The sequence below is a fragment of the Methylobacterium sp. 1A genome, assembly GCF_058072805.1.
In genome coordinates this window covers 1,446,963-1,471,088 of the sequence record NZ_JBYQVE010000001.1, presented here as the reverse complement: position 1 = coordinate 1,471,088, position 24,126 = coordinate 1,446,963, and the positions used below count along the sequence as shown (strand labels likewise).

23 protein-coding genes and 3 tRNA genes are annotated in these 24,126 nt (G+C 69.5%); 12 read left to right on the top strand and 14 right to left on the bottom strand.

Annotated features, from left to right (window positions below; all coding sequences use genetic code 11):
- Window positions 1-154 precede the first annotated feature (154 nt).
- A complete protein-coding gene (locus ACX9MN_RS07175) occupies window positions 155-1,159 on the bottom strand; it encodes an RluA family pseudouridine synthase (RefSeq protein WP_489724053.1) in 1,005 nt (334 codons plus the stop codon).
- A gap of 103 nt (window positions 1,160-1,262) precedes the next feature.
- Between ACX9MN_RS07175 and ACX9MN_RS07170 the strand changes: the two genes are divergently transcribed.
- Window positions 1,263-1,338, top strand: a tRNA-Glu gene (locus tag ACX9MN_RS07170).
- A 690-nt stretch (window positions 1,339-2,028) separates the two neighbouring features.
- A complete protein-coding gene (locus ACX9MN_RS07165) occupies window positions 2,029-2,226 on the top strand; it encodes a hypothetical protein (RefSeq protein ID WP_091980151.1) in 198 nt (65 codons plus the stop codon).
- Between the two features lie 55 nt (window positions 2,227-2,281).
- On the opposite strand, the gene ACX9MN_RS07160 is transcribed toward ACX9MN_RS07165, so the two are convergent.
- On the bottom strand, window positions 2,282-2,569 hold the full coding sequence (locus ACX9MN_RS07160; protein WP_056527464.1) for a hypothetical protein: 288 nt from the start codon (window positions 2,567-2,569) through the stop codon (window positions 2,282-2,284).
- A gap of 796 nt (window positions 2,570-3,365) precedes the next feature.
- Here ACX9MN_RS07160 and ACX9MN_RS07155 point away from each other — a divergent pair.
- Window positions 3,366-3,863, top strand: coding sequence for a DUF6894 family protein (locus ACX9MN_RS07155; RefSeq protein ID WP_489724052.1), 498 nt, complete (start codon window positions 3,366-3,368; stop codon window positions 3,861-3,863).
- Window positions 3,864-3,952: 89 nt separating this feature from the next.
- Here the strand turns inward: ACX9MN_RS07155 and ACX9MN_RS07150 are convergent, their stop codons facing one another.
- Window positions 3,953-4,627, bottom strand: a complete 675-nt coding sequence (locus ACX9MN_RS07150) for a sigma-70 family RNA polymerase sigma factor (RefSeq protein ID WP_489724051.1) — start codon at window positions 4,625-4,627, stop codon at window positions 3,953-3,955.
- A gap of 215 nt (window positions 4,628-4,842) precedes the next feature.
- On the opposite strand from ACX9MN_RS07150, the gene ACX9MN_RS07145 reads away from it, so the two are divergent.
- The 4 genes from ACX9MN_RS07145 to ACX9MN_RS07130 all read left to right on the top strand — a co-directional run bounded on the left by ACX9MN_RS07145 (window position 4,843) and on the right by ACX9MN_RS07130 (window position 8,752).
- Window positions 4,843-6,303, top strand: a complete 1,461-nt coding sequence (locus ACX9MN_RS07145; protein WP_489724050.1) for a helix-turn-helix transcriptional regulator — start codon at window positions 4,843-4,845, stop codon at window positions 6,301-6,303.
- A gap of 216 nt (window positions 6,304-6,519) precedes the next feature.
- Window positions 6,520-6,702: a CsbD family protein gene (locus ACX9MN_RS07140; RefSeq protein ID WP_427507519.1), complete on the top strand. Its 183-nt coding sequence runs from the start codon at window positions 6,520-6,522 to the stop codon at window positions 6,700-6,702.
- Window positions 6,703-6,796: 94 nt separating this feature from the next.
- Window positions 6,797-8,212 (top strand): TAXI family TRAP transporter solute-binding subunit, encoded by a 1,416-nt coding sequence (locus tag ACX9MN_RS07135; protein WP_020096373.1) that lies wholly within the window; start codon window positions 6,797-6,799, stop codon window positions 8,210-8,212.
- 63 nt (window positions 8,213-8,275) lie between these two features.
- A complete protein-coding gene (locus ACX9MN_RS07130) occupies window positions 8,276-8,752 on the top strand; it encodes a YidB family protein (RefSeq protein ID WP_489724049.1) in 477 nt (158 codons plus the stop codon).
- Between the two features lie 63 nt (window positions 8,753-8,815).
- Here the strand turns inward: ACX9MN_RS07130 and ACX9MN_RS07125 are convergent, their stop codons facing one another.
- From ACX9MN_RS07125 to ACX9MN_RS07080, 10 genes are all read right to left on the bottom strand, one after another.
- Window positions 8,816-9,802: an ABC transporter substrate-binding protein gene (locus ACX9MN_RS07125; protein ID WP_489724048.1), complete on the bottom strand. Its 987-nt coding sequence runs from the start codon at window positions 9,800-9,802 to the stop codon at window positions 8,816-8,818.
- 140 nt (window positions 9,803-9,942) lie between these two features.
- Window positions 9,943-11,208: an adenylate/guanylate cyclase domain-containing protein gene (locus ACX9MN_RS07120; RefSeq protein ID WP_489724047.1), complete on the bottom strand. Its 1,266-nt coding sequence runs from the start codon at window positions 11,206-11,208 to the stop codon at window positions 9,943-9,945.
- Complete coding sequence (locus ACX9MN_RS07115; RefSeq protein ID WP_020096377.1) at window positions 11,205-11,603, bottom strand: response regulator; 399 nt, start codon at window positions 11,601-11,603, stop codon at window positions 11,205-11,207. Before ACX9MN_RS07115 ends, ACX9MN_RS07120 begins: the two co-directional genes overlap by 4 nt.
- Complete coding sequence (locus ACX9MN_RS07110) at window positions 11,600-13,666, bottom strand: sensor histidine kinase (protein WP_489724046.1); 2,067 nt, start codon at window positions 13,664-13,666, stop codon at window positions 11,600-11,602. Before ACX9MN_RS07110 ends, ACX9MN_RS07115 begins: the two co-directional genes overlap by 4 nt.
- Window positions 13,663-14,640, bottom strand: coding sequence for an ABC transporter substrate-binding protein (locus ACX9MN_RS07105; RefSeq protein ID WP_056527425.1), 978 nt, complete (start codon window positions 14,638-14,640; stop codon window positions 13,663-13,665). The genes ACX9MN_RS07110 and ACX9MN_RS07105 overlap by 4 nt, the downstream gene beginning before the upstream one ends.
- A 123-nt stretch (window positions 14,641-14,763) precedes the next feature.
- A complete protein-coding gene (locus ACX9MN_RS07100; RefSeq protein ID WP_489724045.1) occupies window positions 14,764-17,073 on the bottom strand; it encodes a TonB-dependent receptor family protein in 2,310 nt (769 codons plus the stop codon).
- Between the two features lie 53 nt (window positions 17,074-17,126).
- On the bottom strand, window positions 17,127-17,468 hold the full coding sequence (locus ACX9MN_RS07095) for a DUF2946 family protein (protein WP_489724044.1): 342 nt from the start codon (window positions 17,466-17,468) through the stop codon (window positions 17,127-17,129).
- A gap of 76 nt (window positions 17,469-17,544) precedes the next feature.
- Entirely contained in the window at window positions 17,545-18,921 is a 1,377-nt protein-coding gene (locus tag ACX9MN_RS07090) for a PepSY-associated TM helix domain-containing protein (RefSeq protein WP_489724043.1), read from the bottom strand.
- Between the two features lie 39 nt (window positions 18,922-18,960).
- Complete coding sequence (locus tag ACX9MN_RS07085; RefSeq protein ID WP_331299924.1) at window positions 18,961-19,272, bottom strand: hypothetical protein; 312 nt, start codon at window positions 19,270-19,272, stop codon at window positions 18,961-18,963.
- 201 nt (window positions 19,273-19,473) lie between these two features.
- Window positions 19,474-19,547, bottom strand: a tRNA-Gln gene (locus ACX9MN_RS07080).
- 178 nt (window positions 19,548-19,725) lie between these two features.
- Between ACX9MN_RS07080 and ACX9MN_RS07075 the strand changes: the two genes are divergently transcribed.
- Window positions 19,726-19,815, top strand: a tRNA-Ser gene (locus ACX9MN_RS07075).
- 417 nt (window positions 19,816-20,232) lie between these two features.
- On the opposite strand, the gene ACX9MN_RS07070 is transcribed toward ACX9MN_RS07075, so the two are convergent.
- A complete protein-coding gene (locus ACX9MN_RS07070) occupies window positions 20,233-20,682 on the bottom strand; it encodes a Ros/MucR family transcriptional regulator (protein WP_489724042.1) in 450 nt (149 codons plus the stop codon).
- Between the two features lie 1,117 nt (window positions 20,683-21,799).
- Between ACX9MN_RS07070 and ACX9MN_RS07065 the strand changes: the two genes are divergently transcribed.
- The 4 genes from ACX9MN_RS07065 to ACX9MN_RS07050 are packed head-to-tail and all read left to right on the top strand — an operon-like array spanning window position 21,800 to window position 24,065.
- Complete coding sequence (locus ACX9MN_RS07065) at window positions 21,800-23,491, top strand: methyl-accepting chemotaxis protein (protein ID WP_489724041.1); 1,692 nt, start codon at window positions 21,800-21,802, stop codon at window positions 23,489-23,491.
- Between the two features lie 7 nt (window positions 23,492-23,498).
- The gene (locus ACX9MN_RS07060) at window positions 23,499-23,648 is read left to right on the top strand and encodes a hypothetical protein (RefSeq protein ID WP_489724040.1); all 150 of its coding nucleotides are present in this window, start codon (window positions 23,499-23,501) and stop codon (window positions 23,646-23,648) included.
- Between the two features lie 8 nt (window positions 23,649-23,656).
- Entirely contained in the window at window positions 23,657-23,800 is a 144-nt protein-coding gene (locus tag ACX9MN_RS07055) for a hypothetical protein (protein ID WP_489724039.1), read from the top strand.
- A gap of 58 nt (window positions 23,801-23,858) precedes the next feature.
- Complete coding sequence (locus tag ACX9MN_RS07050) at window positions 23,859-24,065, top strand: hypothetical protein (protein ID WP_244540100.1); 207 nt, start codon at window positions 23,859-23,861, stop codon at window positions 24,063-24,065.
- The last annotated feature ends 61 nt before the right edge of the window (window positions 24,066-24,126 follow it).

The window sequence follows — 24,126 nt, the reverse complement described above, 5'->3', positions numbered from 1 at the left end:
CCCTGCCGGCCCCCCATCTCGTACGGGACGCCGGGGAGCCGGTCGCGGTCGATGACACCCACGTCGTCAACAACGCGCCACCGGCGATTTTGGTCGTACCATGTCACGATGTGACGCGGTACGGCGTGATCTTTCGCACGCCGCGACGCGGCGTTTACGGGCGCGGCGCCCCGTCCTCTTCCGCCCTCAGGGCGTTCACCAGCGCGGCCATATCGGGCGGTAGCGGGCTCTCGAACCGCAGCGTCGCGCCGGTCCGCGGGTGGCTGAAGCCGAGCAGTTCCGCGTGGAGTGCCTGGCGCCCGAGCGCCGCGAGGGCGGCGCGGGCCTCCGGCGTCAGGCGGGCCGCCTTGGTCCGGAAGGCGCCGCCGTAGACCGTGTCCCCGAGCAGGGGGTGTCCGCGATGGGCGAGATGCACGCGGATCTGGTGGGTGCGGCCCGTCTCCAGGCGGCAGCGCACGAGGGCGGCCTCGCGATACGCCTCGGCCACCGCGTAGTGGGTCACGGCGTGGCGCCCGCTCGCGTCCGAGACGACGGCGATCTTCTCCCGGTGGAAGCGCGACCGCGCGAGGCTTGCCTGGATCGTCCCGGCCCGCGGCTGGGGCAGGCCCCAGACCACGGCGGCGTAGGCGCGTTCCAGCGGTCCGGACCGGCCGTGATCGGCGAACTGGGCGGTGAGGCCCTGGTGGGCCACGTCGTTCTTGGCGACGACGATCAGGCCGCTCGTGTCCTTGTCGAGGCGGTGGACGATGCCGGGCCGGCGGACGCCGCCGATGCCCGACAGGCTGGCCCCGCAATGGGCGATCAGGGCGTTGACCAGCGTGCCGCTCTCGTGGCCCGGGGCGGGATGGACCACGAGGCCGGCGGGCTTGTCGATGACGATCAGGTCGTCGTCCTCGTGGACGATCGGCAGATCCGCGGCCTCGGCCACCGGCTCCGCCGGGGCTGCCGGGGGCACCGTGAGCACGATGCGCGCGCCCACGGCGACCTTGGCGGCCGGGTCGAGCGCCGGGAGACCGTCCCGCTGAACCCGGCCGGTGCGGATCAGATCCTGCAGCCGGGCCCGGGATAGATCCGGAAACAGCGCGACCAGCGCCCGGTCGAGCCGCACGCCTCCCTCGGCCACGATCCCGGCCCGCTCGTCCTGCACGTTGTCCACCACGACCGCTATTCGCCCCCGATCTGACCCGCCGCGGCGGATTTCCTGACGAAGGCACTTGCTCCCCCGCCGAGTGGTGGCTATAGCAGCCCCGCGCCGCCGGAAAGCTCCCATCGTCTAGCGGTCTAGGACGTCGCCCTCTCACGGCGAAAACAGGGGTTCGATTCCCCTTGGGAGCGCCAGCGCGCTGGCAGTCACCAGAACCTGCGAACTTTCTCAGAGAAACCTGATCGCGCGGAAAGTCCGGCTCGTTCCGTGGCCGATCTGCGCCCTCGAGGCACGCGCGTCGTCCAGCCGCTGAGCTTCTTTACAGGCGATGGTTTGCGCCGGCCCTGTCGCGTCCTCCCGAGGGCTGGGAAGCTCCGGCGGGACAGGGCCGGGTGTCCCGCATCACCAGAACCAGATGGCGCGTCCGGCCACCGCGTAGATGACGAACCAGAGGCCGATGGCGAGGGCGACAGACGCCACGACAAGGGCCGGATGAGGCCTCCTGCGGGTGCGGCCGGGACGAGCGGGGGCGATCTGATCCATGAGCGAGGCGGAAGCATCTCCGGCCGAACGCATGCCCGAAGGCTGCTCGCCCGAGGCGCTCGGGGCCCCATGGATGCGGTCGGCGACAACGGTGCCTTACGACCAACATCCGCCGTCGCTGTCCTCATCAAAAGATGCCTACGCGCCGATCGGATTGCCGGCTCAGCGCGTCGTGCGAATCTTCGATCGATCGCTGCCGAGCGTCGCAGCCTGTGATCGGCGGGGATATCGGGGATGGAACGCGATCCCACCGACATAGGATGTTGCGCGGCGCAACCCATTAACACGGCGCGACTTTCCGCCGGGCATGATCGCTTGATGCCTCAGCCTGCGAGTTCGCGATGCATTTCAGGATCCAAGCCACCGGACAGCATCTCTGGACCTGGGTGCTCCTCGACGCGACCGAGATGACGGTGGCCGAATCCGACCGGTCGTTTCCCTCCCGGACGCAGGCCTCGGCCGCGGCTCTGGCCTTCGCGAAGCTGGTCGCGCGCGCCAGCCGCTCGCTGAACGGGGGCGCGTCGAGCGGCCTGCTGTAGGTGATCGCGTCCGCTGCAACCCCGCTGCAGGTTCTCGCGCCGCGGCCGGGGTCGATCAGCGCCAGCGCTCCTTCATGCAAGCGAGCAGATGGACGGTGCGCATGCATCCCTCGCGATCCGACTGGGTGCGCGCGTTGCCCATGCAGGCATCCATTCCCAGGCGCAACAATTGACGATCGACGTCCGTCGTGCGGGCGCAGGAAAAGATCGGCTGAAAGCCCTCGAACCGGCTGACCTGCCAGAAGATCGCGACGAACGCCGTCAAGCAGAAGCCGAAGACCATTAGTCGGCTGTCGTAGAACCAGTGCCTACGCTCTCGGTTGTCGACGCCGCGCACGCGCATCCCTGTCCTCATCGCGCAGTCGTATGCCATCGTATCACGGACGGCTCCGCCCTGGCACAGGCGGGCCCCGCCACGCGGCGCGTGGCGTCGCGCGGGAAACACGCGGAAAACGGGATCTGAACTATGCGCCGCGGTCACCTCATCGCCCTGTGCCTCGCGCTGTATGCAGCTCGCGCATGGGCCCTGGATGCGCGAACGGCTCCTCCCGCGCACGAACCGGAGCGGCCTCGTCCTGCTGAGAATGGCAGACAGTGGCGCAATTCGAGCGACGCGCGATCCGAGGCGAATGCGGCGGCGACCCTGCCGAGCGGCAGCGTCGCGAGTCTCGACCAGCTGGCGGACCCGGTCGACAGCCCGCTCGTCGCCAAGTTCAGGGCCGTCCTGGCGACATACGATGATTTTGCCGCCCACGGTGATGGCAAGGCGTGGACAGAGGCGCCGCTGAGATCCGATAGGCCTTCGATCAGACTGCGCGGTGCGTGGCGCGCGAGGTCCCGTCAGTCGACACGTGCAGGCTCACGAGATTGTGCCTCTCCGCGTGCGCCAGATCTCGCGATCCGAGCGCTCGACCGCGTTCCGATCGCTGGATGAACCATCGACCAGCTACCGCGCGAGACGGATTTCGGCGCCCTGTGTTCGCTCTTCACGCGGGATACTCGATCCGTCGGTCGCTCGAGTAGCGTTAATTTCAGCCCGTCCCGTCGAACGCGCACCGATTGTCAGGACGTTCTTGCGGACCGGAGTTTTGCCGTATACCCCACATCGGAGAGCCAACGCGCGATCGAGGGCCGGGGGGATGCCGCTGGTTGTCATCTTAGCCGCCCTGTGCGGCGGATTGCCTGTGCTTGCCTTTGGCTGGCAAACGTTCGGCTTCTACACAGTAATACTCGCGTCCTGTGTCGCCAGTGCAGCCGCCGTACTGGTGGGTGGCGGACTCGCGCTCCTGAAGGTCGCGAGGTCCCGGACTTCGCGGGATCCGGCGAAGATCTTCGACATCGACAGGCTCACGAGCGGCGACCGCAGCGACTTTCGGCTCGTTCCGCGGCGCCTCTACTTCGATATCGAGCACGGTCGCGAGATCATCAAGGACGAGATCGGCATCGAGGCCACGAGCATCGACCAGGCGCTCGACGACGCCCGGAGCGTGATCCGGGACATGGTCCAGGAGCTCGCCGACGAGGGCTACGCGGAGGACTGGGTGCTGGTGGTGCGCGATGCCAGAGGGGCTTCGGTCGCGCGCCTGCCCATCGAGCGGACGCCCGCGCAGACACGGCCCGACCGCCGCTCCGCCTGATCGATCGGGGGCGGCGTTCGCGTCCCCGCGATTGCTGGCTCGCGACCATGGCCCAGCATCCTGCGCTGGCCACCGGAGTCGCGCGTGTGTCAGCGCTCGCCCAGCTCGTGAAGCAGGCGGTCGCGGGCGCGGCTGACCCGGCTCTTCACCGTGCCCGGCGGGCACCCGATCACGGAGGCCGCGGCCTCGTAGGCAAGACCGTCCACGGCCACGAGGATCAGCGCCTCGCGATAGGCCGGGTCGAGCCGGTCGATCGCGGCCCGGACCTCCTTCAGACCCATGCTGTGCTCCTGGGCGGCCGGTTCGGAGAGGGTGACGGCGTGCGCGCCGTCGGGATCGGGGACCTCGAAGCGTCGCTTGCGTCGTCCGTTGATGAAGCCGTTGCGCAAGATCGTGAACAGCCAGGCCACGAGGCTCGTGCCGGGCTGGAAGCGCTGCCGGTGCTCCCACGCCTTGAGCAGCGTGAACTGCACGAGATCGTCGGCCTCGACGCCGTCGAACGTCAGCGACAGGGCGTAGCGGCGCAGGCGCGGCACCAGGGCGATCAGATCGTCCTTGAAAGCACCGGGAACCTGCCGTTCGGACTCGGCGGCATCCAGGGCCGCGGACAGGCGGCCCAGCACGCCGGCCAACCGTGAGCTCATCTCGATCGGTGCAACTTCTGAATAGTACTGGCGCAGCCGATGACCGAGTTGCGCCTGGATATACGAGATGACGGGATCGGACGCACCGGCCGGATCGCGCTCTTCGACAGCGGGCTTCACGGTGAAGCTCTGGGCTCGATGGGGTGGAGACAGCGTCGCGACGGGCACGACATCTCTCGGGAGGGCTGCGAACTTATCTCTGGTTGATCTCGACGACGTCAATGATGCAGGTATACCAGTGAAAATCGCGGATCGGGCGGAACCTGCTTGCGCGCAACCCGTTTGTGCCCCGCTGCGAGGGGCGCGGCGTCGAGGCGGCGGGGACCGGACGGATCGTGACGGCGAGTGTCGACAGGCATGAGCTCCGGCAGATCATCGCCGGCCTGAGCGAGGGCGTGATCCTGGTCGAGCCCGACCAGACCATCGCCTACGCCAACGCGGCCGCCCTGGCGATGCACGGTGCCGAGAGCCTCGACGAGCTCGGCCCCACCGTCGACGCCTATCGCGACCGCTTCTGCCTCCGCTACCGCAACAATCACGAGCCGGAGAACTACCCGATCGAGCGCGTGATCGCCGGCGAGACCTTCCACGACGTGGTGGTCGAGGTCACGCGGACAGACCGGCCCGGTGTCGAGTTCGTTCACTCCCTCAGAGGCTTGGTCGCCACCGACCGCGACGGCAACCCGAGCTGCCTCGCGCTGATCCTGAAGGACGTCTCCGACCAGTTCGAGGCCGAGGAACGGTTCGAGCGCACCTTCAATGCCAACCCGGCCCCGGCGGTGATCACGCGGCTGTCCGATCTGCGCCACGTCAGGGTCAATCTCGGCTTCCTGGAGATGACCGGCCACACCCGCGACGCCGTCATCGGCCGCAGCGTCTACGAGGTCGACGTCCTGGCCGGCGCGCGCAACCGCGACCTCGCCGTCGCGCGGCTCAACGCGGGCGGCACGATCCCGCAGATGGAGGCCTGCCTCGACCTGCCCGACGGCGGGCGTCGCTTCGTGATCGTCGCCGGGCAGCCGATCGAGATGGGCGACGAGCCCTGCATGCTGTTCACCTTCGCGGACCTGGAACTGCGCCGGAAGGCCGAGGCCGCCCTGCGCCAGAGCGAGGAGCGCTTCGCCAAGGCGTTCAGGCTGACGCCGATCCCGACCGTGCTGGTGCGGGCCGAGGACGGCCAGGTCACGGGCGTGAACGAGGCGTTCAGCCGGGCCTTCGGCCTGGGCGAGGACCGCGTCGTCGGCCGCTCGCTGGAGGAGGCCGGCCTGTGGGTGACGTCGTCTCAGCGGGAAGCCTTCGAGAAGAGGCTGGTGAGCGAGGGCTACGTGCTGGGTACCGAGGTGTGCCTGCGCCACGAGAGCGGCGCGAACCTCGACTGCCTGGTCTCGGCCGAGCGGATCACGATCAACGACGCCGATTTCCTTCTTCTGGTGCTGCAGGACATCACCGCGCGCAAGCACTCGGAGCGGGAGCTGTTCGACGCGATCGAGACGGTGATGGCCGACACGTCGTGGTTCAGCCGCGGGCTGATCGAGAAGCTGGCGAACCTGCGCCGGCCTGGCCGGGAGGGCGGCGACGCGGGGGCGCCGAACCTGACCGTGCGCGAGCGCCAGATCCTCAACCTGATCTGCTCGGGGCTCAGCGACGACGCGATCGCGCGCAAGCTCGGGCTGTCGCGCAACACGGTGCGCAATCACGGCGCCGCACTGTACCGGAAGCTCGGAGTCCATCGCCGGACCGAAGCGGTTGTTTGGGGCCGGGAGAACGGATTTCCACTCCAAGGACCCGGTGGCTGAATTTCACTATACTGGTAATTTGGAACTATTGATCCACCAGGCGTCGCCATCATCTGACCGCCATCTCACCGTCGGCGGACCGTTCTCCGGTCACCCGGTGATCCTCTCAGCCCCCGCGTGCATGCGGGGGCCGTCTATCCCGGTGGGCCGCGCGCCCGACCGGACCTCTCGACCGACGAGTACGACCGCCACCACGACCGTGAAGGAGCGCACGCGATGAGCAGCACGACCGACAAGATCAAGGGCCTGGCCAACGAGGCGGTGGGCAACGTCAAGCAGGCGGCCGGCAAGGCGACGGGCAACGACAAGCTGGTGGCCGAGGGCAAGGCGCAGAAGACCGTCGGCGACGTCAAGGACGGCGCCAAGTCCGTCGCCGACAAGATCACCGGCAAGCACTGAGCCCGTCCCGCGGCGCCGTCCCCTCGGCGCCGCCCTCAGGCCCTTGCCCGGCACGGTGCCGGGCCTGGCCGCTCGATGCGCGAGAGCAGAGCCGATGCGGCGCTTCGCCAGCCTCTTCCTGCGTCAGGAATTCGTCTTCCTGATGCTGGCCATCCTGCTGAGCGTCGGCGCGGGCGTGGCCTACTGGGCGTCGCGGGCCACCGTCCTGACGATCGCTGTCGCCCCGAAGGACGGAACCGAGCCGGCCCTGATCCAGGCCTACGCGGACGCTCTGGCCAAGCGCCACAAGGAGATCCGCCTCAAGATCCTGCCCTTCGACGACGTGCGCGACAGCGCCGAGGCGCTGGGCGACGGCCGCGCCGATCTGGCGATCGTGCGGCCGGATGTGGAGCTTCCGGATAACGGCCTGACGCTGGCGATCCTGCGCGACCAGGCGATGATCATCGCGTCGCCGGAATCCGCCGGGATCGCCCGCTTCCCCGATCTCGACCGCAAGCGCCTGGCGATCCTGGCCCACAGGGACGCCGACGAGGCGCTCATCCGCGCCATGCTGGAGCATTACGGTCTGACGCTGGTGACCACCGAGCCGGCAGGCGCGCTGCCGCCGCGCCACGTCGCCCTGGTCGAGATGGCCGAGAGCGACCTGGGCGCGGCCTTCGCCCGGAAGCGGGTCGACGCGGTGATCTCGGTCATCGCGCCGACCGCGCCGACGGCGCAGCGGATCGTCGGCCTCGTCCAGGCGGCCAGCCGCGATCGCAAGATCTCCTTCGTGGATGTCGAGAACGCCGAGGCGATCGTTGCCCGTCTACCGCGGCTGCAGGTCGTCACCATGCCGGCCGAGACCTTCGGCGGCAGCCCCAAGGTGCCCGACGAGGAGGTTCACACGGTCGGCGCCTCGTACCGCCTGATGGCGCGCGCGAACCTCGCCCGGTCGGTGGCGGCCGACGTCACCCAGCACCTGTTCGAGCTGCGCAGCGCCATGGCCAACGTCACGCCCGCGGCCGACTATTTTCAGGCGCCCGCCTATGACGGGACCGTCGGCGCGACGAGCGCCCGGCTGCCGATCCATCCCGGCGCCGTCGACTATTACGAGCGCGAGCAGCAGAGCTTCATCGAGCGCTACGAGACCTGGATCTACCTGCTCGCCTTCCTCGGCGGCGGTATCGGCTCCGCGCTCGCCTGGATCGGCCAGCGCCTGTCGCGCCTGCGCCGGGAGCGCGTCGAGGAAGCGACGGACCGCCTGCTGAGGATCCGCCAGGAGGCGCAGGAGACGACCGACCCGGCGCGTCTCGAGAGCCTCGCCCGGGAGATCGACGACCTCGCGGGCGACATCGCCAAGCATGCCCTCGAGCGACCGACCGAGGCGCGGACCATGTCGGCCGCGGCCATCGCCATCGACGCCGCCCGCTCGACCGTCAAGCGCGCCATCACGACCGGCCGGAGCGCGGAGGACGGGTCCGCGTTGGCTGGCCGGACGGTCGCGAGCGACGCGGGCCCGAGCGGGGCCTGACCCATTGCGGTGGATGACCGCCGTACCACCCGGGCCGAGGGCCCGCCTCAAGAGGACGACGCGATGAGCAAGGGATACCCTTCGATGACCGCCCTGCTGGGCCTGCTGGCCGTGGCCGGTTACCAGAACCGCGACCGGATCGCCGAGTGGCTCGGCGGCCACGCCAAGGACGCGTCCCGGTCGCCGGCGCCGCAGGTCCCGCCCGCGACGGGTTCGACCATCCCGGCGAACTTGGATCGGCTTCTCGGCGGCGCCAGCGCAGGCGGCGTCGGCGGCCTCATCGCCGGGGGCCTGACCGAGCTGGTCGACCATTTCACCAAGGGCGGTCACGCCGAGACGGCCCAGTCCTGGATCAATCACGGGCCGAACCGCGACATCCCGACCGCGGATCTGGAGCGCGCCATCGGACCGGACACGCTCGCGGCCCTGGAGCAGCGCACCGGCCTGAGCAAGGGCGAGCTGCTGGCGCGCCTCTCGCGCGACCTGCCCTCGGCCATCGACCGCTACTCGCCCGACGGACGCCTGCCGGCCTTCAGCTGATCCGCTCCGTCGCGGTCGTCGCGGCGGTGCCGCCGCGACGACCGGCACCGGTTCCGGCGGCCGCTACTCGACCAGCTCGTCCACCTTCGCCATCAGCGAGGGCGAGATGGTCAATCCCAGGGAGGCGGCCGTCGTCAGGTTGAGCATGGTGATGAAGCGCTCGCTCGCCTGCACCGGCAGGTCGCCGACCACCGCGCCGCGCAGGATCCGATCGATGTAGCCCGCCGCCCGCTGCACGTCCTGCTCGACGCTGGTCGTGTAGGCGGCGAGGCCGCCGAGATGGACCGGCGCCGCGTAGGCGTACACGGCCGGCAGGCGGTGGGTCGCCGCCAGATCGACGATCAGCTGGCCGTACACCCCGGTCACCGCGTCCGGCAGGGCGATGAGGCCGCCCTTCGGCTGGGCGGCGAAGCCGGCGATCGCCGCCTCGATCTCGGCCGCGTCGTGCACGCCCGCGATCCGGGCATCGATCCCGAGTGCCGGGCCGATCCGGGCCATCTCGGCCGTGTAGCCCGCCAAGCGCGCCCGGTAATCGGGGTTGATGAGGGCGAGCGCCCGCGTCACGCCGGGGCTGAGTTCCTTCAGGAGCTGCAGCCACTTGCCGACGAGGACGAAGTCGAAGTTGGTGAAGCCGGTGAGGTTCCCGCCGGGCCGCGACAGGTTCGTCACGAAGCCGCCGCCGACCGGGTCCTGAAGCATCATGAAGACGATCGGAACCGTCGTGGTCGCCCGCTGAAGCGCGGTCGCGCCGACGACGCCCTGCGCGAGCACCACGTCGGGCGCGCGGGCGACGATCTCCTCCGCCTGGACGCGCATCCGCTCGGCGTCGCCGTTGCCGTACTGCAGGTCGACCGTGAGGTTCTCACCCCAGATCCAGCCGGCCCGCTTCAGGCTCTCCTTCAGCGTCTCGACGATGACGGGACTGTCGGGATGCGCCTCGCCGTAGACCAGCAGGATCCCCAGGCGACGCTGACCCTTCGCCGGCGCGGCGGCGAGGGCCGGCCACGCGGCCGCGCCGCCGAGGGCCGCGATGACGTCGCGCCGTCTCATCCGCCGGTCTCCCGTCCGAACCCGTTCCGAGCATCGCCGATCGGGAGGGATTCCGATCGCACGCCCTCGGACGGTAATAGGCGCTGCCTTAAGGCGGGGCTATCGGGGCGGGCGACGGGGAAGCCGGGCGCGCGCGCGACTCAGCGGACCTCGACCCGACTGCCGCTGCCGCCGTTCAGCAGCCGCTTCAGGTGGAAGGCCGCCACCCCGTCGTCGGGGCGCAGACCGACCAGGGCCGCGAAGGCGGCCAGCGCGCCGGCCTCCCCGGTATCGAGCTTGGCGTAGGCGTCCTGGTACTGGGCGAGCAGCGCGTCGCCGTAGGCCGCTTCCGTCAGGGGTTCGTAGGCGCGCAGGGCCGTCTGCTTGCCGCGCAGGAGGAGGTCGCCGAGGGGGCGGCCGCGGAACTTTCCGGCGCGGATCACGACGGCGTCGCTGACGCAGATCCGCGTGCCGAAGGCCTTGTTGGCGTTCTCCAGACGGGCGGCCGTGTTGATGGTGTCGCCGTAGGCCGTGTAGTCGAAGTAGCGGCCGCCGCCGAAATTGCCCACGATCGCCGGGCCGGCATGAACGCCGATCCGCGTCACGCCGATCTCGATTCCCCGCTCGCGCCAGCGATTGCGGAAGCCCTCGGCCGCCTCGTCCAGGGCGAGGGCGCAGGCCACCGCCCGCGCCGCGTGGTCCGGCTGATCCCCCGGCGCGCCGAACAGGACGTGCAGGGCGTCGCCGACGATCTTGGCCACCGTCCCCTCGTGGGCGAAGACCACGTCGGTCATCTCGGCGAAGTAGCCGTTGAGGATCTCGGCGAGCTGCGCCGGGTCGAGGCTCTCCACCAGGCTGGTGAAGCCCGCGATGTCGGTGAACAGGGAGGCCACGTCGCGGCGGTGGCCGCCGAGTTCGAGGCCCGACGCGTCCCCCGCGAGCCGCTCGGCGAGGTTCGGCGAGAAGTACCGGGCCAGGGAGGCGTGGGCCCGCTCGGCGAGCGATTGCCGCCGCCGCCCCTCGCGCAGGTCCTCGACGTGGCGCAGCGTCCGCTCGATCGTCGTCTCGAGGTCGGCGAAGTCGATCGGCTTCGTCAGGAAGTCGAAGGCGCCCCGGTTCATCGCCGTGCGGATGTTCGCCATGTCGCCGTAGGCCGAGACGATGATGATCGAGGGGCGCTCGGCCAGCTCCTGCAGCTTGGCGAGCAGGGTCAGCCCGTCCATCCGCGGCATGTTGATGTCGGAGACGACCAGATCGACGTCGCGGCTCTCGGCCAGGCGGTCCAGCGCCTCCTGCCCGTCGTGGGCGAACAGGAACGTGACGAGGCCCTGCCGGATCTGGCGGCGGAACTTCTGGGTGATCAGCGCCTCGAGATCCGGCTCGTCGTCGACGACGAGGATCTTGGCGCTCGGGGCGCCGGGCGTCATTCGGTCCCCGCGAAGGCGGACAGGCGGCGATCGATCTCGGCCTTCAGAACGGCGAAGTCGATCGGCTTGGTGATCAGGCCCACGGCGCCGGCGGCGCGGACTTTCTCGCGCGTCTCGGCGTCGCCGTAGGCCGTAATCATGATCACCGGCACGTCGGGCCGGGCCGCGCGCACCAGCGGCAGCAATTCGAGGCCGGTCATCCCGGGCATGTTGATGTCCGACAGCATCAGGATCAGGCTCGGCTCGTTCGAGCCGTTGATCCGCTCCAGGGCCTCCGCGGCCGAGTGCGCGAAGGCCATCGCGAAGCGTCCGGCGCGCAGCTCGCGGCGAAACTGCTGCCGGAAAAGGTCTGTCACGTCGGGTTCGTCATCGACGACGAGGATCAGGACGTTCATGGCTGGCTCTCAGTCTCGGTCGCCGCCTCGGTCGCCGGCTCTGTCGCCGCCACGGTCGGTGGCCGAGGCGGCGCGTCCGGCGTAACACTCTGCCGCGGCAGGGTGATGATGAATTCCGTGAAGGCACCCGGTTCTGTGGCGACGTCAACCGTTCCGCCGTGCTGCTTGACGAGGATGTCGTGGCTCAGCGACAGGCCGAGCCCCGTTCCCTCACCGGCCGGCTTGGTGGTGAAGAACGGGTCGAACATCTTGGCCTTGACGCTGTCCGGGATGCCGGTGCCGTTGTCGCGCACCCGGATCTCGACGCCGTCGCCCCGGTCCCGGGTGGCGACCGAGAGCGTGGGTGCATAGCCGGGTTCGCCGTCGGCGGCCCGCTTCTCGGTGGCGTAGAATCCGTTCGACATCAGGTTCAGCAGGACCCGCGTGATCTCCTGAGGGTACAGGTCGGCGAGGCCGGCCGCCGGATCGTAACCGCGCACGAGGGTCACGTTGAAGCCGGGTTTCGCCGCACGGGCCCCGTGATAGGCAAGATTCAGGCTCTCCTCGACCAGCGCGTTGACCTCGACCGGGCGATGCTCGCCGGACCCGGTGCGCGAGTGGAGCAGCATGTTCTTGACGATCGAGTCCGCGCGCTTGCCGTGCTGGACGACCTTCTCGAGATTGCCCTTGAGCAGGCCGGCGAGTTCCTCGACTTCCGCGCGCGTGTCCGGGTCGAGGGTCGTCGGTTCGAGCACCTCCCGCAGCTCGTCCACCAGCTCGTTCGAGAGCGACGCGAAGTTGTTGACGAAGTTCAGCGGATTCTTGATCTCGTGGGCGATGCCGGCGGTGAGCTGCCCCAGCGAGGCGAGCTTCTCGGACTGGACGAGCCGGCTCTGCGCCCGCTGGAGATCGTCGAGCGATTGGTTGAGGTCGCGGGTCCGCTCCTCCACCTTGGCCTCGAGCGTCTCGTAGGAATCCTGAACCCGGCTCGCCATCGTGTTGAACCGGTGCGCGAGGGTCTCGATCTCGTCGCCGGTGCGGATCACGATCCGCTCGGACAGGTCACCCGCGCCGAACCGCTCCGCCCCGTCCTCGAGCTCGCGGATGGGCACGACCATGCGCCGCGCGAGGAAGGTGCCCGCCACCGCCGCCAGCAGGACGCCGAGACCCATCAGCGACGTGGTCTGGATCACGGATTCGAGCGCCGGCCCCATCGCGTCGCGCAGCGATTCCTGCACGAAGACGATCCAGTCGACCCGCGGGATGGTGGCGTGAGCCGCCAGCACCCAGCCGCCGTCGAGGCCGGTCGTGATCTCGTAGTCCTGACCCGCCATGCGGGAGCCGGGCAGGGCCGCCGCGACCTCGGGCAGGCCGGAGAGGTCGGTGTCGCGCAGGACGAGACTCAGATCCGGGTGCGCGATCAGGCGACCGGTCGCCGTCGTCACGAAGGCGTAGCCGTGCTCGCCGACGTTGATCGCGCTGACCACGTCCCAGATCAGCTTGAGATTGACTTCCGCGACGGTCACGCCCGGGTCGCGGCCGGCATGGGCCACCGAGACGGTCATGTACGGCTCAGACCCCCGCCGGAAATAGACCGGGCCGAACCACGTCTTCTGGGCGAGCGCCTGGGTGAAGCGCGGCGAGGTCGAGAAATCCTTGCCGCTGGCGACGGAGTCCGGCTCCAGTCGGGAGACGCGCAGCTGCTCCTTGCCGGCCGGATCGAGGTAGGCCACCTCCGTGATGGCCGGCGCCTGGCGCAACAGGCGGATGAAGTCGTAGCGCTGCTGCTCGGGGGAGACGCGCCGCCATTCGGCGCGCGTCGTCCAGCCGATCTGGCCCTCGATCGAGGATAGGAAGGCGTCGACGCGCTCGGCGGCGGCGCGCGCCTTGGTGCGCTGCGTCTCGATCGCGGTCCGCTTGGCGTCCTGGTAGTTCAGCGTCAGGTCGACGGCGCCGTTGATGAGCAGCACGAGGCTGACCAGGCCCACGAAGGCCACCGCGAACTTCCCCGCGAGCGGCAGGCGGAACCAGCGCGGCGGCGCTGTCGCGGCCGGCGGGGAGGCTGTCGGGCGAGGCGCCGTCATTCGACGATCTCGTCCGCCTGGGCGAGGAGCGCCGACGAGATCGTCACGCCCATGCTGCGGGCCGTCTTGAGATTCACGATGAAGTCGAACTTCGTGGGCGCCTGGACCGGCAGGGTCGCGGGGTTCTCGCCGCGCAGGATGCGGCCGACATAGGCGGCGGCCCGGCGGACCGTCTCCACCGGATCCGGTCCGTACGACATCAGGCCGCCTCGGTAGGCGAAACGCCGGATCGCGAAGACCGCGGGGACCCGGAGACTCGTGGTGAGCGCGACGATGTGGTCGCCGTTGGCCTCGCTGAACGTGCCGGGGGCGACGATCAGGCCCCCGTCGCCCCGCCGCGCGAGCGCGGCGATCACGGGCTCGATCTCGGCCGCCTTGTCGATCTTCACCACCACCGGCTCGATCCCGAGCGCGGCCGCGGTGGCGCGGAACGGCTCGGCGTAGAGGTTCTCGCCGCGGATCTCGGTGCTCGGATTGGACAGGAGCGTGACGTGCCTGAGGCTCGGAACAGCCTCCTTGAGGGCCGCCACCCATTTCCCGCCCAGCGGCGCCTCGTAGAGCGTGAAGCCGGTGATGTTGCCACCCGGGCGCTGGAGACTCTCCACGTACCCGAAGCGGACCGGGTTCGAGGCGCCGACGAACACGATCGGGATCTGCTTCGTCAGGGCCGCCACGGCCGTGAGCTGCGCGCTGAGGTAGGCGAAGATCACCTGCGGCTGTGCGGCCACGAGTTCGGTCGCGAGGAGACGCGTGCGCTCGCGGTCGGCCCCGGTCCAGCGATCGTCGACCCGCTGATCGGGATGACCGTGGTCGCGCAGGCCGGCATGGAACGATTCCGCCAGCACCCGGCCCTCGGGATCGCCCTCCGCGAACGGCCAGAGGGCCGCGACATGGGCCTGACCCTGCGCCAGCACGGTGCGCGGCCACCCGGCGAGCGCCAGGGGCAACCCAGCGAGTACGGTTCGCCGCCTCATCGGACCATCGCGCCACATCCCCGCCCACGGCCCCGCCGCGCGCTCAGGCCCCGCCCTGCGATCGACTGCCGAAGCATAGTGCACGCTCGACGGCGACACCACGCGCGAGCCGCCGCGCAGTTATCAAAATGCCAGCCGCATGCCGCCGACGATGTTTCGCGGAGCCCCCGCGAAGACCGATCCCGTCGTGGTCGCCAGCACGGCGGCGCCGTTCTGGAGTCCGGTCGTGCCGCTGATGCTGTTGGCGAGGTTCTGCGCGGAGGCGACGTAGGTCGTGTCGAACAGGTTGCGCACCTCGACGTACAGGCTCAGCCGCTTCGCGTAGCCGCCCGTCAGCTCCGTGGCGTAGTGCAGGTTGGCGTTGACCACCGCGTAGCCCGGCGCCTTCAGCAGGTTGGCGTTGTCGAGGTAGAAGTCGCCCTGGACGACCGTCTCCACGAAGGCGCCGAGACCCGCGAGCGGGCCGCTCGGCACGTCGTAGCCGAGGCGGGCGAGGAGCTGGTGGGCCGGAACCCCGGGGATCCGGTTCCCGGCCCGGTCGAAGGACCGGCTCAGGCTGCCGGCGCTGAGCTGCTCGGCGTAGCGGGTGTAGATCTGGTCGTCGAACGTGTAGGCCAGCGTTCCGCGCCAGCCGGGCGCGAAGGCCCAGTCGGCGCCGACCTCGATGCCGCGATGCTCCGAGGCCGGCGCGTTGAACGTGTACGCGAGGAGCCCGGCCCCCGGCGATTGCGAGACCAGCTCGTTGCGGAAGAACTCGTAGAACCCGGTCACGCTCAGGCGGAGATCGGTCACCGGGCTCCACTCGGCGCCGAGATCGAAGCCGAGGTTCTCCTGCGTCCGGAGCTGCGTGTTGTTGCCGGGCAGCCCGGCCGGGGTGATGAACAGGTTGCTGGCGGCCGGCGTGGTGTAGCCGGTGGCGACCCGGCCGCGCAGCGCCCAGGCCGCGTCCGGCCGGTAGACCAGGGCCAGTTCGGGGGCGACGTTGAGGAAGGACCGGTTCGCGTCCGCCACCGTCCGCGTCGTGCCGCTCGCCGCGTACGCGTAGGCGACGTTGCGCCCGGTGATCGCCGTGGTCTCGGCGCTCAGGCCGAGGATGCCGGTCCACTGGTCCGACAGGCCCAGCTCCAGCCGCGCCCGGCCGCCGAGATTGGACTGCACCGCCGACTGATCGCCGATCAGCGCCCCCAGGCGCGGGCCGACGTAGGGGGCCCGGTTGAAGGTGGTGATGTGGTTGTCGATCGTGTTGTAGGCGAGCGCGACGTAGCCCGTCGCCGGCAGGCCGAACACGTCGCCTCGCCGAGTCAGGTCGGTCAGGAAGTTCCAGGACGGGTAGGAGCCCCGCGACGCGGTCGTGTAGAAAGGCTGGTCGAAGTTGCGCTCGTCGAAGCCGAGCTGCGTGCGCCACGTGGTGAACGCATCGAGGTCGTGCTCCCAGCGGGCGGCGACGATGGTCCGGCGGTCGTTGCGCCCGAAGCCGCCCTCGTCGGCGGTCACCGGCACGGTCGCGCCGAAGGCCCCGTTCCGGAACAGGTTGAAGGTGGTGCAGCCCGGGGCCGCGCTCGCGGCCGCGGCGCAGCCGCGCTGGTACGGGTTGATCCGGTACTGGGCCAGGGACGCACGGGCGGGCAGGTTGGCGTCGAGGGTGTTGTTGATCACCTTCAGGGTGAAGCGGTTGTCCGGCGTCGGGGTGTAGCTCGCGAGCAGGTTGATGGTCTGCGTGTCGTAGCTCGCGTGGTCCTGGTAGCCGTTCGCGCGGACATCGCTGGCGAACAGACTGATCTCGAACGGGCCGCTGACGCCGCCGACGGTGAAATAGTTGCTGAGGTAGCCGAAGCTGCCGGCATCCACCCCGATCTCGTAGCCGTCGATCTCCCGCCCGGTGCGTGTCCGGAACGCGATGGCGCCCCCGGTGGCGTAGTTGCCGAAGAGCGGCGATTGCGGCCCGCGGAACACGTCGATCCGGCCGTAGGCGCGGGGGTCCGTGAGGTCGAAGCGCGCCGCCCCGTCCGGCTGGGTGAGGATGAAGCCGTCCTCCAGGACGACGGTGTTCTTGATCACGCCGGTGGAGCGGGCGTTGTTGCCGCGGATCGAGATGACCACGTCGCGGCCGCCGTTCCCCTGCCGCACGGTCACGCCGGGGCTGTTCACCAGGACCGAGCCGATGCTGGTCGCCGGCCGGTTCGCGATCGTGTCGTCTCGGCCGATGCCGGTGACGATCTCGCCGACCGGGTGCTCGATCACCGCGGGCGCCGAGCCCGGCGGCGCCGCCACGCCAAAGGCCGGCGCGGCGGGCCGGCCCGCAACGGGCGCGGCCTCGCCCTCCACGGAGAGTTCCTCGAGGGTGACGGCGGCCTGGCCGAGGGCGGGGAGGGGGCTTCCGGCGAGCAGGAGCGCGAGGGCGCCGCCGCGCAGGACGGGGGAGTCGGAGGTCATCGGAGGTCTCGTCTGATCGATGGGGCGAGCGGCGGCGCCCGGAGGACGGGCGATCAGGCGGAGCGGGGCGGCCCGCGGGGCTGGCCGATGACGGCGGGGACCGACGCGGTCCGGACGGGGGGCGGGATCGGCCACGCCACCGCCGTCCAGCGCAGGCGGCACGCGAGGCCGGGCGCGTGCGGGAGCAGCGGCGGGACGGCACCGGCGCGACACAGCCCGCAGAGGGCGCAGGACCCCGGTGCCGGCGCGCCCGAGCCGACCGCTGCGTCACCGGCCTGATCCGGCGCGTGCCCGCACAGGATCTGGCCGGGCAGCGCGCCCCGATCCGCCTGCACCATCCGGAGCGCGACGGCCGGCGCGAGCGCCTGGATCCAGAGCGCGAGCGCGATCAGCACGGCGCCCGGGAGGCCCGGGCGCCCGCGTCTCAGGCGTGGAGACGTGTGCACGGGCACGGCGCCCGCCCGCACCGGCTCAGCGCGCCCACCGTCTTCGGAGCCGGCCCGCGGCGAGGTCGAGACCGACCATGGCGGCGATGGCGAGCCCGGTCAGCGGGAAGAGCGCCCCGAGGCCGAGGATGATCGCGGTCACGGTCGCGGCCACCCGCCGATCCGCGGGCCAGGGCGGCACGCCGAGGCCACCGGCCGGGCGCCGCTTCCACCACATCGTCCCGGCGGTGGCGGCGAGCAGGAATGTGGCGAGGCAGAAGCCCAGCATCGCCAGCTGGTTCGCGCGGCCCCAGTGCTCGCCCTTGTGGATGCCGATCCCGTACTGGATCGCCCGGCCGACCGGTCCGAGATCGGTGAAACGGACGTCCACCAGCGGGCGGCCGGAATACTGGTCGAGGGTGATGACCCGCTGGCGCGTGACGTCGCGCGGGTAGATCGCGGCGGCGTAGACGCCGTCCGCGCCGACGGGCAGCGCCAGCTCGAAGCCGGGGGGCATCCCCAGATGTCGAAGGATCGCCACGGCGTCGTCGATCCCGACGCTCGCGGCCGCGGCCGGCACGGAGCGCGGCACCGGCGCGTCCTGCAGGGTCCACCCGGCATCCTCCAGCCGGTCGCGCAGCGGCACCGTCGAGACCGGCCGATTCGCCCAGAGCGCGGCCGGTTGCCCGAGGCCGGCGGCGTTCGACCACGCGCGCAGTTCCTGCCCCCACCAGATCGACCAGGGCAGGCCCGTGAGGGCCAGGAAGAGCAGCCCGCCGCCGGCCACGAACCCGGTGACGGCGTGAAGGTCGCGCCACCACACGCGCCGGCGCGGGTCGCCGCGCACCGTGACGACGCCGCCCGCGCGGCCGCGGGGCCACCAGAGATACGCGCCGGTCAACACCAGGACGATCGCGAAACCGGCGACGATCTCGATGGCGGCGTTCGCGAGGGGCCCGACCAGGGCGAGGCTGTGCAGTCCGCGGACCACCGCCATGAGCTCGCGGTCACGGTCGACGCGGTCGAGCACGTCGCCGGTATAGGGGTTCAGGTAGACGTGGATCCGGCGGTCGCCGGAAGCGAGCGTCACTCGCGCCGCGGCGTCCGGCGCGGCCGGGTCGATGTAGGTGGCGGGCGCGCCGTCGGGCACGGCCTGCAGCGCGTTGAAGATCAGCCGGTCCGGGCCGATCGGCGCCGTCGCCTGCGGCGCGACCCGGGTCCGGTACGCGAACAGGCTGCCGTTGATCTCGTCGTTGAACAGGTAGAGCGCGCCGGTGGCCGAGAGGCCGATCAGGAAGGGCAGGCAGAGCAGGCCGGCGTAGAAGTGCCACCGCCAGACGGCCCGATAGACGGCGTCGCGGGACAGTCGCCGCGTTGCCGCCGCCCCGTACGCGGGGGCGTCGCCGTGGAGAACAATCGACATGATGGGAGGTCCGGGCCTGAACGATCGGGAGCGGGATCGTCAGGCCTTGGGTGGACCTCGCGCGGTGCCCGTCGAGGCCGGCGGGCCGGTCGTCGGGATCTCGGATTCGGGGCGCCACGCGCGGCGCGTCTCGGCGGCGACGGGCCAGCCGGTCGAGGTCGGGTCGACGGTCGGCAGGACCAGCGCGCCGGCCTGCACGAGCGTGCAGCACGGATGCGCGTGCGCCACCGGGCCGGCGGGGTCGCCCGAGGCGTGACCGGCGCAGATCGCCGCGTCCGGATCGACCCAGGCCTGTGCCGGGGTGGCGAAGCCGAGGAAGGCTTGGAGCAGCAGCGCGTAGAGCGCGACCAAGCCGATGATCGCGCGTTCTCGAACCGTGAGAGGCTGGCACCGGCGCATGGACCGATCTAGGCGGCCGCGCCGCGGCGCGTCAACGGCCGACCGCTGTTCGGTCCGTGCCAGACCCACACCTCGCTGAGGATCAGAGGAGGATGCGCCGGGCTCCGGGCAAGAAAAAACCCGCCGGATCGGAGATCAGGCGGGCCGGCGCGGTGGCTGGGGGACCTGGATTCGAACCAGGACTAGAGGAGTCAGAGTCCACCGTTCTACCGTTAAACTATCCCCCAATCAGCCGTGAGCCCTGCGCATCCGGTTTCGAAGATGGCGGGGCAGAGCCCACAGCGCATCGAGCGGCTCCGGGCGTGGGCGGTGAGATAGGCGGAATGGTTCGGGAGGTCAACCGGTTGTTCTGCTGTTGACGCCACCTCGGCCGCGGCCGTAACCGTGAGGTCGCGGATGCTGCCAGGAAGGGTGGCCGAGTGGTTTAAGGCAGCGGTCTTGAAAACCGCCGTGGGGGCAACTCCACCGTGGGTTCGAATCCCACCCCTTCCGCCAGCAGGCCTGGATCGTGGACAAGCTTCCCGCCGTTTGGCGGTCCACCCCACCGTCTGCCCCATCAGCTGACGGGACTCGTTGGCTCAGGGACCCGCGACCGTCTCCGGACTGCGCGAGGCCGCCGAGATCACGGATCAGGCGATCACGGCATCGTCCGGGCGGGCAGCGTCGTCACGAAGAACATACCGCCGAATATCGTCGCCGCAGGCGTGCCCTGCCGGGTTATTCACCCGATCACGGAAGGGGATCGCACCGGCTTCAGATCGGTCCAGGATCGGCAGCGGGCCGAATGGCGATGTCCGCTCCTTTGCCTCTGCCCCCTGAAAGCGGACCGGGGCAGAACCACTCTGGCCAGCCATCACCTTTCGAATATTTCGCGAACTTCATGACTGGGCACGAAGCGTCGGAATGCGCCCGCTATCCGGCTGCAGTTTCCGGACCGGGATCGCGCTGGGACCGACCCTGAGCCAAGTTCCTGGCGATCCTGGACCGCTTCGCCGCGTAGGCAGGAGCGACCATCGGGTAGTCGTTCGGCAGGCCCCACTTCGCCCGGTACGTCTCCGGCGTCAAACCACAGGCGGTCAGATGCCGCTTGATCGTCTTGTACCGCCTACCATCCTCGAAGCTGATCAGTGCCTCGCGTGTGATCGACGCCCGGACCATCACCGGTGTCGCTTTCCTGTCTCCATCCGCGGTCGACGGATCGGTGGGCTGAAGGCCGGTCAGGGCAGCGGCCGCCGTCGCGATCAGCGCCGGCATCTCCGAGGCTGCGACGCGATTGTGAGACACGTAGGCCGCCACGAGGTTCGCCGTCATTGCGCTGTAATCGAGGGAGACGTTGCATGCGTTGGCCGCATCATTATTCATTTCTCTGTCTACTCCCACAAATTTTGGTCGAAAAAGGTCTATACGTCTTAGTAAGACGCGGCGCATATGAAATCTAATCCACATTAATGTAATGTATTCATAATGACTACTTTAGGTAAAGGCACTCGCGTTGAAATGGCTATCGGTGGTTGATATCTGGGCGATACAGCGCTTCGAGGCACTCGGAATCGCGTGCTTAGGACAATGCGCTTATCGTCATTCAACGCAGGGTGGCGTCGAGCGCATGACGCGCCTCACAGCAGGCCGCGTCTTGCGGGCGGCTCGACTCGTCGCGAGACGATCAGAGTCGCTCACCGCGTTTCCGCCCTGACGAGTCTGAATCCCTTCCCGACGCCCGCGGCCGGTCGCATAACAGCGCTCCAGCGCCGGATTTTGGCTGCTCGGAACAGTGCCCTGTCAGCGTGACTATGCTCACGGCCAATCGCGACCCAACCCAGACGGCCGGAACGGAGCTGACGGTTCCTGAAAGCGGCCTTCCACGGATCGTCGGACTCCATCGATTGAGTGCGGTCTCACATACCGGAACGCGATTGCCGTGGGGCAAGTCTTCTGGATCTCTATAGAGACCGTCAGACCCTCGGGTGCGGGCTTCTTCCAGAGGATATCCCGGTAGCCGGGATGAAGCTGCAAGTTTTCGGCAATCGCCGATCGCCTGGCCGCGATCGCGTCACGCCTCGGACCGTTGACGGGTCAGATACGTCAACTGCCATGAGGCTTAAGAGGGCGTCGGCTGTCTTGGAGCTTACCCCGACGCTGAATGTTAAGGATCAGGCATGCGGTGCGCCATGAGGCGGCGGTGACCGCGATCAAATCTGCTACACCGATGATGATGCCGAGGCAGCCAGCCATCGAGCGTGACCTGTCTCGCGAATGCATCCTGGATACCGATATTCGCCATTAAGCATCGATTGATTGCGTTGTCGTATCTCCAGACAACGATATTCAAATGCACACTCATAATCTGCTCTACCATTCTATTATCGAATATGATATCGAAATCTCTGATGCATGATCTGCATAATCAATGTATTTTAACCTTATTTTAAGTAATGTAGATTACTTTGTGGCACTTTAAGAAGTATAAAGTGGTACCTCTATGCTGCGAAACTCCAGTATCCTGATCAAGGCGTGTGTTCCGCTGTTGATCATGGCCGCAGTCGCCGCCGGCCTGGTTCATTACGCCATCGGAGAGCTCAATCTGCTCGCAGGGCAAATGCGCGAGATCGTCGACACGCAGGCGGTCCGCCTCGAACGGATCTTGGCTGTCCAGGTCAACACCAACGATGCAGCGATCCAGGCGCGCAACCTCATTCTCGAAACCCGCGAGCAGGAGATGGCCGGCTATAAAGTGCGGTACGATGCGGCTGTAAAGACGTCACTCGATGCTGCGAACACCTTGATCGCGATGGCGGACACGCCCGATCGGAAGGTCACCAACGAAACTCTCCAGAGTATTCTCAAGGAATTCTACTCTGCTCTGGATAAATCCAACGCGCTCGGCCTCAAGAATGACAATGAAGCTGCTGCTAAGGTCCTTCTGACTGACGCTTCTGCCGCGCGCACCAAGATGCGGGATTTTGTTCAAGGTCGCGTCACGCGGCTGAACGCCGAGCTTCGCCAAGCCCGCGATGACTCCGAGCAGGCCGTCACCACGGCTAAGACCGTGCTGATCGGCGCCTCCGTGGCTGGCCTCGTCAGCGCCGTCGCGCTCTCCGCGCTGATCGTGATCTTCGGCATCACCCGCCCGCTGGGCAGCCTCGTGGGCGTCCTGCAGCGAATGGCCAAGGGCGCGGTCGACGCCGAGATCCGCGAGGCCGCCCGCGGCGACGAGATCGGTGCCGTCGGCCTGGCCGTCGAGGGCATCAAGGCCATGGTCGCCCGCAAGGCCGCCGAGGAGGCCGAGGTCCGGCGCCGCGCCGACGCGGCCGCCGCCGCCGAGCGCAAGCGCACCATGGTCGAGTTCGCCGACGGTTTCGAGCGCGCGGTCGGCGGCATCGTCGGCCTGGTCTCGTCCGCGGCCACCGAGCTCCAGGCCACCGCCCAGCAGATGACCGCCACCGCCCAGGAGACCGCATCCCAGTCGACCACCGTGGCCGCTGCCGCCGAGGAGGCGTCGACCAACGTCAACACGGTCGCGGCCGCGGCCGAGGAGCTCGGCTCCTCCGTGCAGGAGATCGGCCGGCAGGTGACCGGCTCGGCCCACCTCGCCCAGGCCGCGGTGGGCGAAGCCGACCAGACCGCCCACCTCGTCCAGGCGCTCAGCCAGAACGCCGCGCGGATCGGCGACATGGTCGGGATGATCTCCGGCATCGCCGCCCAGACCAACCTGCTGGCGCTCAACGCCACGATCGAGGCGGCGCGGGCGGGTGCCGCGGGTCGGGGTTTCGCGGTGGTGGCCTCCGAGGTGAAGGCGCTCGCCGACCAGACTGCCAAGACGACGGAAGAGATCAGCCGTCAGATCGGCGAGGTCCAGGGGGTGACCGCGCAGGCGGTGACGGCGATCGGCGGGATCACCGGGCGGATCCGGGAGATCGACAGCGTGGCGACTTCGATCGCGGCCGCCGTCGAGGAGCAGGGCGCGGCGACCCAGGAGATCGTGCGCAACGTGGCCCAGGCCTCGGCGGGGACGAACGAAGTGACGGGCAACATCGCCGGCGTGGCGCAGGCGTCGGAGGAGACGGGGGCGGCGGCCTCGCAGGTCCTGTCGGCGGCCTCGGAGCTGTCGCGGCAATCCGAGCATCTCGGCGCCGAGGTCGCCCGCTTCCTCGCAACCGTGCGCGCCGCCTGAGGTCGCCATGACCGAGATCCGCGTCGTCCCGGCCCGGCCGAACGGCTCAGACCAGTCCGACCGGCTGCACGCAAATCTCGCTGCCGCGTACGCGCGGGGCGAGGATCTCGGCGCGCGCCGCACATCCAGGCCGGCGGCGAAAGGCCGCTCCAACTGAGCCGCGCGTTGGAGCACCCGATCAAGGATATGGATCTCTCGCTCCATGAGCTTGGGCTGCAGGATGCGGCCACGATCGAAGCCTTGCGAAGCTTCGTGAGCGCGGCAGAGGAGCTTGCCAACTCGGCGCAGCGGTTTCCGCCCACTCTGTGACTGTGGCCGCCAATCGAAGCTGGACGCTGCACCGCCCCGTCGTCGCACGGAGGCCGCCTTGGGCGGGCTGTTGCTGATCTCTGATGACCTGACCCGGACCGGGCGCCTCGCACGTTCCCTCGGCCCCGCGCGGCGTTGCACCGTCCACGACCTGTATGACGACATCGCGCCGGCGGAGCTGCCGGACCTCATCGTCGGCGACGTCGCCGGGCTGACCTCGGAGCCGCTGCGCGCGACCGGCGCCCCGTTTCTGTTTCTCACCTAAGGCAACGCTGCCCGCGCCGAGGCCCAGGCCCGGCTCCTCGCTCCGACCGACATCCTCCCGG